This window comes from Pseudomonas sp. 13159349 (genome assembly GCF_013305685.1).
Lineage (GTDB): Bacteria > Pseudomonadota > Gammaproteobacteria > Pseudomonadales > Pseudomonadaceae > Aquipseudomonas > Aquipseudomonas asiatica.
In genome coordinates this window covers 5,837,510-5,850,190 of the sequence record NZ_CP045553.1, presented here as the reverse complement: position 1 = coordinate 5,850,190, position 12,681 = coordinate 5,837,510, and the positions used below count along the sequence as shown (strand labels likewise).

Genomic DNA, 12,681 nt, shown 5'->3' with positions numbered 1-12,681 from the left:
CACAAGGCCGCTCCTACAGGGACCGCGCAGGTTTTCAGTCCAGTTCCAGCACCCACTGGCGCTTGCCGGCCGCCAACACTGGCATTTCATCCGGCTGCGCGCGGTTCACCGCCTGGAAGATCTCCAGCTTGTCGCCATCGCGCTTGAGGATGAACGGCGCGCCACGCTGGTTGCGCTCCAGCCACAGGCTGTCATTGCTGCCACCCATGGTCGCGCAGTCACCCGCCAGGCACAGGGCGAAACGGTCTGGCCCTGGCAGGCCGGTGACGTTGCCGGTGTCGCCGAAGCGCACGCTGGCACCTTTGCCCTGGCCTTCGACGATCTTCCAGTTGCCGCCCAGATAGGCCTGGTACAGGGCTTTCTCGAAGGTGCTGCCCAGTGGCGCATTGGTCGCCGCTGGTGCTTTGGCGCGAACGAAGGTCTGCTTGCCGCCGCGTTGATCGACCGCCTGCAGTTCGTCGCCATCGAGCGACAGCTGTTCGGTCTGGCCACCTTGGAAGCTGGCCTGCCATTGCTTGTCGGTGGCGCTCAGCTGGCCGTCGGCCGCTTCGAAACCATTGCTGTAGCTGGCCTGTTGGCTGGCTACGTCGAGCTTCCACTCGAATACCGGCCCGTGCTCATTGAGCGCCTGACGCAGGCTGCCGCCCTTGACGGCCGCATTGATGGCGTCCTGATTGATCCAGGTGCCGTTGAAATCTTCGGGTTTGTGGCTGGCGCAGCCGCCCATAAGCAGGGCTGCCAGCGCGAGGGGCAGTGCTTGGCGCATGAGGGGATAACCTTGCAAAGGAGGGAAGGTGACGGGCGGGGTGCCCGTCACCGAGGGCATCATTCGATGACCAGAATGGCGTCCATTTCGACCTGGGCGCCTTTCGGCAGCGCGGCAACGCCGATGGCGGCGCGTGCCGGGTAAGGCTGCTCGAAGTAGCGGCCCATCACCTCGTTGACCTTGGCGAAGTGGCTCAGGTCGGTGAGGAAGATGTTCAGCTTGACGATGTCCTTGAACGAACCGCCAGCGGCTTCAGCCACGGCCTTGAGGTTCTCGAACACCTGTACGGTCTGGGCTTCGAAGCCTTCGACCAGTTCCATGGTCTTCGGGTCCAGCGGGATCTGGCCCGACATGTACACGGTGTTGCCGGCCTTGATCGCCTGCGAGTAGGTGCCGATGGCGGCAGGGGCCTTGTCGCTGTTGATGACGGTCTTGCTCATGATGACTCCTTGCGGTTGGCGGACTACGTACGCATGCGGGTGATGCGGACCACACCGGTCAGGGTACGCAGCTTCTTGATCACACGCGCCAGGTGCACGCGGTCGTGCACGCTGACCACCAGTTGGACCACGCTGATACGGCCGTCGCGTTCGTCCATGCTGATCTTCTCGATGTTGCCGTCGGCGGCGTTGACACTGCTGGCCAGAAGGGCAATCAGGCCGCGCTGGTGTTCCAGTTCGACACGCAACTCGACATTGAACTCACCGGTGATGTCCTTGGCCCAGGAGAGTTGTACGCACTTTTCCGGGTTGTGGCGGATTTCACTGATGTTGCGGCAGTTTTCCAGGTGCACGACCATGCCCTTGCCGGCTGACAGGTGGCCGACGATCGGGTCGCCCGGGATCGGCGTGCAGCACTTGGCGTAGCTCAGCACCAGCCCTTCGGTACCACGAATCGCCAGCGGGCCTTCCGGTGCCGGCAGCTGCTCGCCTTCGGCCGACAGCAGGCGGCGCGCGACCACGTAGGCCATGCGGTTGCCCAGGCCGATGTCTTCGAGCAGGTCTTCGATCAGCTCCAGGCGGTACTCGGCGAGAATGGCCTGGATACGCTCCTGGGGGATCATTTCCAGGCTGCTGTCGAAGCCGGTGAGCACCTTGTTCAGCAGGCGTTCGCCCAGGCTGATGGACTCGGAGCGACGCTGCTGCTTGAGCGCGTGGCGGATGTGCGTGCGCGCCTTGCCGGTAACCACGAAGTTGAGCCAGGCCGGGTTCGGCCGCGCGCCCGGGGCGCTGACGATTTCCACTGTCGAGCCGCTTTGCAGCGGTTCGGACAGCGGCGCCAGGCGGCGGTTGATGCGGCAGGCGATGCAGCTGTTGCCGACGTCGGTGTGCACCGCGTAGGCGAAGTCGACCGCCGTGGAGCCTTTGGGCAGCTCCATGATGCGGCCTTTGGGCGTGAACACGTAGACCTCGTCCGGGAACAGGTCGATCTTCACGCTTTCGATGAATTCCAGCGAGTTGCCGGCACGTTGCTGCAGCTCGAGGATGCCCTTGACCCACTGGCGGGCGCGGGCGTGGCTGCCCTTGGGTTGCTCGTCGTCGTTGGACTTGTACAGCCAGTGTGCGGCGATGCCGTTGTTGGCCATCTCTTCCATCTCGCGGGTGCGGATCTGGATTTCGATGGGCACGCCGTGCATGCCGAACAGCGTGGTGTGCAACGACTGGTAGCCGTTGGCCTTGGGGATCGCGATGTAATCCTTGAAGCGACCGGGCAGCGGCTTGTAGAGGTTGTGCACCGCACCGAGTACGCGGTAGCAGGTATCGACCTTGTCCACGACGATGCGGAAGGCGTACACGTCCATGATCTCGTTGAAGGCGCGGCGCTTGCCGCGCATCTTCTTGTAGATGCCATAGAGGTGTTTCTGCCGGCCGCTGATCTCGCCCTCGATGCCGTCGGCGGCCAGGCAGTTGGCCAGCGAATGCTCGATCTTGGCGACGATCTCCTTGCGGTTGCCGCGTGCGCTTTTCACCGCACGGTGGATCAGCGACGAACGCATCGGGTGCATGGCCTTGAAGCCGAGGTCCTCGAACTCAACGCGCACGGTGTGCATGCCCAGGCGGTTGGCAATGGGGGCGTAGATCTCGAGGGTTTCCTTGGCGATGCGCCGGCGTTTTTCGCCGGACAGCACTTCCAGGGTGCGCATGTTGTGCAGGCGGTCGGCCAGCTTGACCAGGATCACGCGGATATCGCGGGCCATGGCCATGGCCATCTTCTGGAAGTTTTCGGCTTGCGCCTCGGCCTTGGTCTCGAAGTTCATCTGGGTCAGCTTGCTGACCCCATCGACCAGTTCGGCCACGGTCTCGCCAAACTGCTGGCTGAGGGCTTCCTTGGCGATGCCGGTATCTTCGATCACGTCGTGCAGCATGGCCGCCATCAGGCTCTGATGGTCCATGTGCATGTCGGCAAGGATGCTGGCCACGGCCAGCGGGTGGGTTACGTAGGGCTCGCCACTGCGGCGGCGCTGCCCATCGTGGGCCTGTTCGGCGTAGAAATAGGCGCGCCGGACCAGGTTGACCTGTTCGGGGCCAAGGTAGGTCGACAGCCGTTCGGCCAAGGCTTCTATACCCGGCATGGGTTCACCTCCTGCCGAGGAAGGGGGCCTTGCGCCGTGCGACGTCGACCTGGCATCAATCAGACAGCCTCGTTGTTCTCGTCCTCGAACGCGGCGAACACCGGATCCTCGGTGACGATCTCTTCAGCGGCGATGAACTCGTTGGTGACGATGCCTTCGGCGATTTCACGCAGGGCAACAACGGTCGGCTTGTCGTTTTCCCACGCAACGCGTGGCTCTTTGCCGCCGGTCGCCAGCTGGCGAGCGCGCTTGGTCGAGAGCATGACCAGCTCAAAGCGGTTATCCACGTGTTCCAGGCAGTCTTCAACAGTTACGCGGGCCATGGTCTTCCTCAGTAGCAATTGCGGTGGGCGTGCAGCCCGATAATGGGCAGGCGGACTCGATAGTTTAAAAAATCACCAGCCAATAGGGAAGCGCTGTTTTGTCGGGTGGTTACCTTCAAGCCCTGTGTTGCCTTCTTCGCGGCTGAAGCCGCTCCCACAGGGACCGCATTGTCCTCAGGTTCATCACCGCACCCTGTGGGAGCGGCTTCAGCCGCGAAAGGGCCGGAACAGACACCCTATCGCTTGAACCTGACGATAACCTCAGAGCATCGCGTCACGCAACCGCGGGGTCAGCTCCTCGAACAGGGTCTGCACCGAGCGCAACGCCCGGCAGTCCGGCCGGGTCAGCAGCCACAGCTGGGTGTCGCAACCCGGCAGCGGCCCGCTCAGCGCATCCACCCCGGGCAGAGCATGCACCATGTAGTCCGGCAGCGCTGCCACGCCGAGCCCGGCCGTGACCAGTTGAGCGATGGTCGACATGCCGCTGCACTGGTAGCGCGGGCTCAACCCCGGGTGCTGCTGGTTGCGCCAGACCACCGTGGGGTGGTCCTGCATCGAGTCGTCGGGGGCGATCCACGGCACGCTGGCAGGTGACTCGGCCAGGCGCTCGCGCCACTGCGGCTGGCCGCAGACCACGTAGGAGGTGGACCCCAGGTTGCGGCCCACCAGGTGCTCCGGCGGCGTGTTGGTCAGGCGCAGGGCAATGTCGGCATCGCGCCGGCTGAGGTTGGCGAAGGTGTTGGAGGTGCCCATCTCCAGCGACAAGGCCGGGTAGTTGGGCATGAACTCGGCCAGCGCCGGTAGCAGCAGGCTGTGCATCACCGCCTCGGTACAGGTCAGGCGCACGGTGCCGCTGACCACCTGCTCGCCACTGGTCATGGCGATGCGCGCCGCCTCCAGCGCCTGCTCGGCGCGCTCGGCCTGCTCGGCCAGGGCCTGGGCGGTGTCGGTCGGCAGGTAGCCTTTGCGGCTCTTGACGAACAAGGCGGTGCCCAGCGCCGACTCCAGCCGGCGGATCGAGCGGAACACCGTCGAAACATCGACCTTGAGCAACTCGGCAGCCTTGGCCAGCGAGCGGCCACGTTCCAGGGCCAGGACCAGGGAGAGGTCGGCATGGGTAATCTGATATTGCATTGGTGCACGCTCTGCTTGCCGAATTGCCAATGTCTGTTGCGTTTTGGCCATTTTATAGTGAAACGGCCCCCGGGAATCAATGCGCCCGGTCGGGTAACCAATCCCCACGATGGGAAAGTGAAAAGAACAACAGCTGCAACCATCGTCGCCCGTGAGGCGCCAGCCGTATCCCCCACATCGCCGCAGCAAATCAAAGGATGTACAGCCATGACGTCGGTAACCCCGTGCGCCAGTTCTTCCAGCGAGATGAATGACTTCCTCCAGGCCCATCCGGACACGCAGTACGTCGACCTGTTGATCTCCGACATGAACGGCGTGGTACGTGGCAAGCGCATCGAGCGGGCCAGCCTGCACAAGGTGTACGAGAAGGGCATCAACCTGCCAGCATCGCTGTTCGCCCTGGACATCAACGGGTCCACCGTCGAGAGCACCGGCCTTGGCCTGGACATCGGCGATGCCGACCGCATCTGCTTCCCGATCCCCGGCACGCTGTCGGACGAGCCGTGGCAGAAGCGCCCCACCGCCCAGCTGCTGATGACCATGCACGAACTGGATGGCCAGCCGTTCTTCGCCGACCCGCGCGAAGTACTGCGCCAGGTGGTGAGCAAGTTCGATGACCTGGGCCTGGATATCTGCGCCGCGTTCGAGCTGGAGTTCTACCTGATCGACCAGGACAACCTCAACGGTCGCCCGCAGCCGCCGCGCTCGCCGATTTCCGGCAAACGCCCGCAGTCGACCCAGGTGTACCTGATCGACGACCTCGATGAATATGCCGACTGCCTGCAGGACATGCTCGAAGCGGCCAAGGAGCAAGGCCTGCCCGCCGACGCCATCGTCAAGGAAAGCGCCCCGGCACAGTTCGAGGTCAACCTGCACCATGTGGCCGACCCACTGAAGGCCTGCGACTACGCGATCCTGCTCAAGCGCCTGATCAAGAACGTTGCCTACGACCATGAGATGGATACCACCTTCATGGCCAAGCCCTACCCGGGCCAGGCAGGCAATGGCCTGCACGTGCACATTTCGTTGCTGGACAAGAAAACCGGCAAGAACATCTTCGCCAGTGACGACCCGCTGCAAAGCGACGCGCTGCGCCATGCCATCGGTGGTGTGCTGGAGACCATGCCGGCGTCGATGGCCTTCCTCTGCCCGAACATCAACTCCTACCGCCGCTTCGGCGCGCAGTTCTACGTGCCCAATGCGCCAAGCTGGGGCCTGGACAACCGCACCGTGGCCGTGCGCGTGCCCACCGACAGCAGCGATAACGTGCGCCTCGAGCACCGCGTGGCCGGTGCCGACGCCAACCCCTACCTGATGCTCGCGGCGATCCTCGCCGGTGTTCACCACGGCCTGACCAACCAGGTCGAGCCGCAGGCGCCGATCGAAGGCAATTCCTACGAACAGTTGGAGCAGAGCCTGCCAAACAACCTGCGCGATGCCCTGCGCGCACTGGACGACAGCGAAGTCCTCAACCAATACATCAGCCCGGATTACATCGATATCTTCGTGGCCTGCAAGGAAAGCGAACTGGCCGAGTTCGAAGTGTCGATTTCCGATCTCGAGTACAACTGGTACCTGCACACGGTGTAAACCCATGAGCGCAAATGCGGTCCCCTTGATCGGTGTCAGCGCCTGCCGCCAGCAGGTGGGGAAGAACTCGTCGCATACGGTAGGCGACAAGTATGTCGAGGCGGCCGGCTTTGCCGGCTTGCCATTGATCTTGCCGGCCCGTGACGGGGGCAGCGACACGCAGGCGCTGCTGGCCCGTCTGCATGGCATTGTTTTTACCGGCTCACCTTCAAATATCGAACCGCATCATTACAATGGCGCCCCCAGCGCGGCAGGTACCCGGCACGATCTGGCACGCGATCGCCTGACCCTGCCGCTGTTGCAGGCGGCCATTGCCGCCGGTGTGCCGGTGTTCTGTATTTGCCGTGGCTACCAGGAATTGAACGTGGCCCTGGGCGGCAGCCTGCACCAGCGCGTGCAGGAACTGCCCGGCTACCTGGACCACCGTGAACCAGAGGACGCACCTCTGGAGGTGCAATACGGCCCTCGTCACCTTGTCGGTATCGAGCCTGGCGGGTTGTTCGAGCGCCTGGGCCTGGCGGCGCAGTTCGAGGTCAACTCGCTGCACAGCCAGGGCATCGACCGCCTGGCCCCGGGCCTGCGCGTCGAGGCACGGGCCCCGGATGGCCTGATCGAAGCGGTGTCCATGCCTGCCGCGCCGGGCTTTGTGCTCGGCGTGCAATGGCACCCGGAGTGGCGATTTACCGAAAACCCGGTCTCGTTGCGCCTGTTCCAGGCGTTTCGCGAGGCCTGTTTTGCCTATGCAACACGGGAGGGCGCACGGCAGGAGGCACTCTGACGTCACCCGAAGGTCTCGGATGACTTGTTCCCGGCAGCAAGCTTTCAATGAGTGAAAGCGGGCCTTGTACGCAAGGCCTGTGAAAACAATTCCAAAATTTACGGCAAATACTCATGAGCAATTACACAGAAGCCGGCCGCCCACCCGATGTGGCGGCCGACGCGGGCAACACCCAGCGCAGCAAGGGGCTGGCCACCGGCCGGCTGGGCTTGCTGGCCAGCGTGGTGCTGGGCATTTCCACCATCGCCCCGGTCTACACCCTGACCGGCGCCCTTGGCCCGACCGTGCGTGAAGTGGGCGCGCACCTGCCAGCGGTATTCATCGTCGGCTTCCTGCCGATGCTGTTGGTAGCCTTGGGCTATCGCGAACTGAACTCGGCGGAGCCGGACAGCGGTACTTCGTTTACCTGGTCGGCGCGTGCCTTCGGTCCGATGATCGGCTGGATCGGTGGCTGGGGCCTGGTGGTCGCCACCACCATCGTGTTGTCGAACCTGGCAGGGGTGGCGGTCGACTTCTTCTATCTGTTCCTTGGTCAGATTACCGGCAAGCATGAACTGGCGGCATTGGCCGACAACCTGCTCATCAACATAACCACCTGTTGCGTGTTCATCGCCCTGGCGGTGTGGATCTGCTGCCGTGGCATGACCACCACCATGACGGTGCAATATGGCCTGGTAGCCCTGCAGTTGCTGGTGCTGATCGGCTTTGCCTTTGCCGCTTTCGGCGAAACCACGGCGCCGCCACCGCTGGAATTCGATTTCGCCTGGTTCAACCCGTTCGGCGTCGAATCTTTCTCGGCCTTTGCCGCCGGGCTGTCGCTGTCGATCTTCATCTTCTGGGGCTGGGACGTGTGCCTGACTGTCAGCGAGGAGTCGGTCGGCAGTGACGAGGTGCCGGGCAAGGCGGCCACCTGGACCGTGCTGCTGATCCTCGGCCTGTACCTGTTCACCGCGATTGCCACCCTGCAGTTTGCCGGTATCAGCGAACAAGGCCTGGGCCTTAACAACCCGCGCATCCAGGAAAACGTCTTCGCTCACCTGGCCGGCCCGGTCATGGGGCCGCTGGCGATCCTGATGTCCATCGCGGTGCTGGCCAGCACCGCGGCGTCGCTGCAGTCGACCTTCGTGTCGCCGGCGCGCACACTGTTGGCCATGGGTTACTACGGTGCGGTGCCGCAGAAGTTCGCCAGCGTCTGCCCTCGTTCGCAGACCCCGCGTTACGCCACCATCTGCGCCGGCGTGGCCGCGGGTCTGTTCTACGTGACCATGCGCACCCTGAGCGAGAACGTGTTGGCAGATACCATCACTGCACTGGGCATGATGATCTGCTTCTACTATTCGCTGACGGCCTTCGCCTGTGTCTGGTACTTCCGCCACAGCCTGTTCGACAGCCTGCGCCACTTCCTGATGCGCGGCTTGTGCCCGCTGGTGGGTGGGGTGATCTTGTCGGTTATCTTCGTGCGTACCGCCATCGACAGCGCCTCGCCGGACTTCGGCAGCGGCTCGCATGTGGGCGGGCTGGGGCTGGTGTTCGTGATCGCCGCGATCATCTCGGTGCTGGGGATCGTGCTGATGATGCTGTCGCGGCTGCGCGCGCCGGCGTACTTCCTGGGGGCTACCCTGCGTCAGCAGGCTACCTTGCCATTGCAGGAATAAGGCTGGGGGCGCTTCGCGCCCCATTCGCAGCACAAGGCTGCTCCTACATCGATGGCGTACATTGCGCCATTGTAGGAGCAGCCTTGTGCTGCGAATGGGCTGCAAAGCAGCCCCATGCGGTCTTTCAGGAGAGCAGTTCTTTCAGAAGCCCGCTGTTGCGCTGTTGCTGCTTTTTCAGCAGCAGGCGGTTCGAGCGGAACACTGCCTTCAAGTCCTCCAGCGCCTCGTCGAAGTCATCGTTGATGATCACGTAGTCATACTCGTCGTAGTGCACCATCTCGCTGACCGCTTCCTTCATGCGCCCGGCGATGATTTCTTCGCTGTCCTGCCCGCGGCCGTCCAGGCGCTCGCGCAGCGCCTGCTGGCTTGGTGGCAGGATGAACACCGACAAAGCCTGCGGCATCAGCTTGCGTACCTGCTGGGCGCCTTGCCAGTCGATTTCCAGGATCAGGTCGTAACCCTGGTTCAGGGTCTGCTGCATGGCGCTGCGCGAGGTGCCGTAGAAGTTGCCGAACACCTCGGCATGCTCCAGGAAGTCGCCTTGTTCGATCAGAGCCTTGAATTCCTCGTGGACGACGAAGTGGTAGTTCACCCCGTGCTGCTCACCCGGGCGCATGGCGCGGGTGGTGTGCGAGACCGAGACGCGGATTTGCGAGTCGTCCTGGGTCAGGGCAGTGACCAGGCTGGTCTTGCCGGCGCCCGAAGGGGCCGAAACGATGTAGAGAGTGCCGCTGCTGTGCTTCATGGTCGGGGTGGCCTTACTCGATGTTCTGTACTTGTTCACGCATCTGTTCGATCAATACCTTCAGGTTGACCGCCGCTTGCGTGCTGCGTGGGTCGAAGGCTTTGGAGCCGAGGGTGTTGGCCTCGCGGTTGAGTTCCTGCATCAGGAAGTCGAGGCGCCGCCCGGCAGCACCGCCACCCTTGAGCACGCGGCGCACTTCGGTGACGTGGGTGCTGAGGCGGTCGAGCTCCTCGGCCACGTCGCTCTTCTGGGCCAGTAGCACCATCTCCTGCTCCAGACGTTGCGGGTCGAGTTCGGCCTGCATATCGCCGAAGCGGTCGAGGATCTTCTGCCGCTGTGCTGCCAGCATCTGCGGCACCAGGGCGCGCAGGGTGGTGACTTCGCTGGCCATGTTGTCCAGGCGTTCGTTGATCAGCCGGGCCAGTTCCAGGCCTTCACGCTGACGCCCGGCCTTGAGCTCGGCCAGCGCCTCATCGAACAACGCCATGGCTTCGGTATTCAGTGCCTGCGGATCGTTGGCGTCGGCCACCAACACGCCTGGCCAGGACAGCACCTCCAGCGGGTTCAGTGGTGCCGGCTGCTTGATCAGGCCGGCCACTTCCTCGGCGGCGGCAACCAGCTGCGCGGCGCGCTCGCGGTCCACCTTCAGCGGTTTGCCGTTGCTGTCTTCGTTGAGGCGCAAGGTGCATTCTACCTTGCCCCGCGACAGGCCTTGGCGCAGCCCTTCACGCACGGCGCCTTCGAGGTCGCGCAGGGCCTCGGGCAGGCGCAGGTGCGGCTCCAGGTAACGGTGGTTGACCGAACGCAGCTCCCAGACCAGGGTGCCTTGGCTGCCGGCGCGCTCGACACGAGCAAAAGCGGTCATGCTGTGCACCATGGGGAGTACCTCGCGTATATGAATGAACGGTGGGAGCCTCTCGGCTGCAAGGCGCAGGATTGTAGCGCAGTGGGGCCTTGGCGCCCAATCCACCCATGTTACCGACGGGTGGCCTGGCCGGTAGGAAAAGGCGACGGGCTGTGCCGGGCGCGACAATAGGCATGTCTTCCCCGGGCCATGGGCTCTATAATGCTCGGCAGATTCAAAGTCCCAGTACAGGTATCCCAGATGAAACGTCCAAGTGGTCGCGCCGCCGATCAGCTCCGCTCGATCCGCATTACCCGCAACTACACCAAGCACGCCGAAGGGTCGGTACTGGTCGAGTTCGGTGACACCAAGGTCATCTGCACGGTCAGCGTGGAAAACGGTGTGCCGCGCTTTCTCAAAGGCCAGGGCCAAGGCTGGCTGACTGCCGAGTACGGCATGCTGCCGCGCTCCACCGGCGAGCGTAACCAGCGTGAAGCCAGCCGTGGCAAGCAGGGTGGCCGCACCCTGGAAATCCAGCGTCTGATCGGCCGTTCGCTGCGCGCCGCGCTGGACATGAGCAAGCTCGGTGATATCACCCTGTACGTCGACTGCGACGTGATCCAGGCCGATGGTGGCACCCGTACCGCGTCCATCACCGGTGCAATGGTCGCTCTGTGCGATGCCCTGGCGGTGATCAAGAAGCGCGGTGGCCTGAAAGCCGGCAACCCGCTCAAGCACATGATCGCCGCAGTGTCGGTGGGCATGTATCAGGGCGAAGCGGTGCTCGACCTGGACTACCTGGAAGACTCCGCCGCCGAAACCGACCTGAACGTGGTCATGACCAGCGCCGGTGGTTTCATCGAAGTGCAGGGTACTGCTGAAGGTGCGCCGTTCCAGCCTGAAGACTTCAACGCCATGCTCGCCCTGGCGCAGAAGGGCATGAGCGAGATCTTCGAACTGCAGCAGGCGGCACTGGCCGACTGAACCCAGCCAGGGAGGTGCGGGGCATGAGCGAATCGAACCTGTCGATCACCCCGCCCAATGCCGAAATCCGGCAGTGGGCGATGTTCTGCCACCTCTCCGCGCTGCTGGGCCTGGTGGTGCCGCTCGGGCACTTGCTGGGCCCGCTGGTGCTTTGGCACCTCAAGCGCGAGCAAGACCCTTTCATCGACGCCCAGGGCAAAGAGGCGCTGAATTTTCAGATCAGCGTGACCATTGCCGGGTTCATCTGCTTCCTGCTGATGTTCGTGTTCATCGGGCTGGTGCTGTTCGCCATGCTGATGGTCGCGGTGATGATCCTGATCATCATTGCGGCTGTGCGGGCGAATGAGGGCAAGCCGTATCGCTACCCGATGATCTGGCGGCCGATCAAATAAAGCTGGGGCTGCTTTGCAGCCCTATCGCGACACAAGGCCGCTCCTACAAGGGATGTGCATTCCCCTGTAGGAGCGGCCTTGTGTCGCGATAGGGCCGCAAAGCGGCCCCATGCCTTCAGATGGTCAACGTCCAGTCATAGTCGACGATCAGCGGCGCATGCTGGGAGAAGCGCGGCTGACGCGGCAGGCGGGCATTGCGCACGAAGCGGCGCAGGCCCGGGGTGAGGATCTGGTAGTCGAACCGGTAGCCCAGGTTGAGCATCTCGGCCTGCTCGTTGTCCGGCCACCAGCTGTACTGGTCGCCTTCACGGCTGACTTCGCGCAGGGCGTCGACGTAACCCATCTCGCCGGTGATCGCATCCATCCAGGCACGCTCCGGCGCCAGGAAACCCGGCGACTGCTGGCTGTCACGCCAGTTCTTGATATCGAGCTTCTGCTGCGCCACGTAGAACGAGCCGCAGTAGATGTATTCGCGACGCTTGCGACGCTGTTTGTCCAGGTACTTGGCGAAGTCGTCCATCAACTTGAACTTCTGGTTCAAGTCTTCGTCGCCGTTCATACCCGAAGGCAGCAGCAGGCTGGCAATACTGACTTTGTCGAAATCTGCTTGCAGGTAACGCCCGTAGCGGTCGGCTGTCTCGAAGCCCAGGCCGGTGATGACTGCCTTGGGCTGCATGCGCGAATACAGGGCCACACCACCTTGGGCAGGCACCTCCGCGTCGCAGGCATAAAGGAAATAGCCATCGAGCTGGAAAGCTGGGTCATCGAGTTCAAAGGCCGAGGCGCGGGTATCCTGAAGGCAGATGACGTCGGCATTCTGGGCTTGCAGCCAGCTGAGCAAACCACGCTCGGCCGCAGCCTGAATGCCATTTACGTTCACACTGATGATCCGCATAAA

General features: G+C 63.3%; 13 protein-coding genes. 5 read left to right on the top strand and 8 right to left on the bottom strand.

The window, feature by feature from the left end:
- Window positions 1-34 precede the first annotated feature (34 nt).
- The 5 genes from GEV38_RS26825 to GEV38_RS26805 form a co-directional block, all read right to left on the bottom strand.
- Window positions 35-766, bottom strand: coding sequence for a hypothetical protein (locus GEV38_RS26825; protein ID WP_015272336.1), 732 nt, complete (start codon window positions 764-766; stop codon window positions 35-37).
- Window positions 767-825: 59 nt separating this feature from the next.
- Window positions 826-1,206, bottom strand: a complete 381-nt coding sequence (locus tag GEV38_RS26820) for a RidA family protein (protein WP_009684531.1) — start codon at window positions 1,204-1,206, stop codon at window positions 826-828.
- Window positions 1,207-1,229: 23 nt separating this feature from the next.
- Complete coding sequence (gene spoT, locus GEV38_RS26815) at window positions 1,230-3,338, bottom strand: bifunctional GTP diphosphokinase/guanosine-3',5'-bis pyrophosphate 3'-pyrophosphohydrolase (protein ID WP_015272335.1); 2,109 nt, start codon at window positions 3,336-3,338, stop codon at window positions 1,230-1,232.
- A gap of 59 nt (window positions 3,339-3,397) precedes the next feature.
- The gene (gene rpoZ, locus GEV38_RS26810) at window positions 3,398-3,661 is read right to left on the bottom strand and encodes a DNA-directed RNA polymerase subunit omega (RefSeq protein WP_003253383.1); all 264 of its coding nucleotides are present in this window, start codon (window positions 3,659-3,661) and stop codon (window positions 3,398-3,400) included.
- Between the two features lie 261 nt (window positions 3,662-3,922).
- Window positions 3,923-4,795: a LysR family transcriptional regulator gene (locus GEV38_RS26805; protein ID WP_013974798.1), complete on the bottom strand. Its 873-nt coding sequence runs from the start codon at window positions 4,793-4,795 to the stop codon at window positions 3,923-3,925.
- A gap of 207 nt (window positions 4,796-5,002) precedes the next feature.
- Here GEV38_RS26805 and GEV38_RS26800 point away from each other — a divergent pair, with 207 nt between their 5' ends.
- The 3 genes from GEV38_RS26800 (at window position 5,003) to GEV38_RS26790 (ending at window position 8,818) form a co-directional block, all read left to right on the top strand.
- Window positions 5,003-6,385 (top strand): glutamine synthetase family protein, encoded by a 1,383-nt coding sequence (locus GEV38_RS26800; RefSeq protein WP_015272334.1) that lies wholly within the window; start codon window positions 5,003-5,005, stop codon window positions 6,383-6,385.
- A gap of 4 nt (window positions 6,386-6,389) precedes the next feature.
- Window positions 6,390-7,163 carry a gamma-glutamyl-gamma-aminobutyrate hydrolase family protein gene (locus GEV38_RS26795; protein ID WP_015272333.1) on the top strand — a complete coding sequence of 258 codons (774 nt, stop codon included), beginning with the start codon at window positions 6,390-6,392 and terminating at the stop codon, window positions 7,161-7,163.
- A 113-nt stretch (window positions 7,164-7,276) separates the two neighbouring features.
- Window positions 7,277-8,818 carry an APC family permease gene (locus GEV38_RS26790; protein ID WP_013974795.1) on the top strand — a complete coding sequence of 514 codons (1,542 nt, stop codon included), beginning with the start codon at window positions 7,277-7,279 and terminating at the stop codon, window positions 8,816-8,818.
- Between the two features lie 124 nt (window positions 8,819-8,942).
- On the opposite strand, the gene gmk is transcribed toward GEV38_RS26790, so the two are convergent.
- Both gmk and GEV38_RS26780 read right to left on the bottom strand, forming a co-directional pair.
- Entirely contained in the window at window positions 8,943-9,563 is a 621-nt protein-coding gene (gene gmk, locus GEV38_RS26785; RefSeq protein ID WP_039612338.1) for a guanylate kinase, read from the bottom strand.
- 13 nt (window positions 9,564-9,576) lie between these two features.
- Complete coding sequence (locus tag GEV38_RS26780) at window positions 9,577-10,440, bottom strand: YicC/YloC family endoribonuclease (protein ID WP_015272331.1); 864 nt, start codon at window positions 10,438-10,440, stop codon at window positions 9,577-9,579.
- 228 nt (window positions 10,441-10,668) lie between these two features.
- Here GEV38_RS26780 and rph point away from each other — a divergent pair, with 228 nt between their 5' ends.
- Both rph and GEV38_RS26770 read left to right on the top strand, forming a co-directional pair.
- Complete coding sequence (gene rph, locus GEV38_RS26775) at window positions 10,669-11,391, top strand: ribonuclease PH (RefSeq protein WP_013974792.1); 723 nt, start codon at window positions 10,669-10,671, stop codon at window positions 11,389-11,391.
- A 23-nt stretch (window positions 11,392-11,414) separates the two neighbouring features.
- On the top strand, window positions 11,415-11,783 hold the full coding sequence (locus GEV38_RS26770) for a DUF4870 domain-containing protein (protein ID WP_003258195.1): 369 nt from the start codon (window positions 11,415-11,417) through the stop codon (window positions 11,781-11,783).
- A 115-nt stretch (window positions 11,784-11,898) separates the two neighbouring features.
- Here the strand turns inward: GEV38_RS26770 and GEV38_RS26765 are convergent, their stop codons facing one another.
- On the bottom strand, window positions 11,899-12,678 hold the full coding sequence (locus GEV38_RS26765; RefSeq protein ID WP_003253401.1) for an exodeoxyribonuclease III: 780 nt from the start codon (window positions 12,676-12,678) through the stop codon (window positions 11,899-11,901).
- Between the last annotated feature and the right edge of the window lie 3 nt (window positions 12,679-12,681).

Bases quoted from the DNA above. Each gene is read 5' to 3' on its own strand.
- rph (WP_013974792.1), top strand. From the start codon at position 10,669: ATGAAACGTCCAAGTGGTCGCGCCGCCGATCAGCTCCGCTCGATCCGC.
- GEV38_RS26790 (WP_013974795.1), top strand. From the start codon at position 7,277: ATGAGCAATTACACAGAAGCCGGCCGCCCACCCGATGTGGCGGCCGAC.
- GEV38_RS26800 (WP_015272334.1), top strand. From the start codon at position 5,003: ATGACGTCGGTAACCCCGTGCGCCAGTTCTTCCAGCGAGATGAATGAC.
- GEV38_RS26820 (WP_009684531.1), bottom strand. From the start codon at position 1,206: ATGAGCAAGACCGTCATCAACAGCGACAAGGCCCCTGCCGCCATCGGC.
- GEV38_RS26770 (WP_003258195.1), top strand. From the start codon at position 11,415: ATGAGCGAATCGAACCTGTCGATCACCCCGCCCAATGCCGAAATCCGG.
- spoT (WP_015272335.1), bottom strand. From the start codon at position 3,338: ATGCCGGGTATAGAAGCCTTGGCCGAACGGCTGTCGACCTACCTTGGC.
- GEV38_RS26795 (WP_015272333.1), top strand. From the start codon at position 6,390: ATGAGCGCAAATGCGGTCCCCTTGATCGGTGTCAGCGCCTGCCGCCAG.
- GEV38_RS26765 (WP_003253401.1), bottom strand. From the start codon at position 12,678: ATGCGGATCATCAGTGTGAACGTAAATGGCATTCAGGCTGCGGCCGAG.
- rpoZ (WP_003253383.1), bottom strand. From the start codon at position 3,661: ATGGCCCGCGTAACTGTTGAAGACTGCCTGGAACACGTGGATAACCGC.
- GEV38_RS26780 (WP_015272331.1), bottom strand. From the start codon at position 10,440: ATGGTGCACAGCATGACCGCTTTTGCTCGTGTCGAGCGCGCCGGCAGC.
- gmk (WP_039612338.1), bottom strand. From the start codon at position 9,563: ATGAAGCACAGCAGCGGCACTCTCTACATCGTTTCGGCCCCTTCGGGC.
- GEV38_RS26805 (WP_013974798.1), bottom strand. From the start codon at position 4,795: ATGCAATATCAGATTACCCATGCCGACCTCTCCCTGGTCCTGGCCCTG.
- GEV38_RS26825 (WP_015272336.1), bottom strand. From the start codon at position 766: ATGCGCCAAGCACTGCCCCTCGCGCTGGCAGCCCTGCTTATGGGCGGC.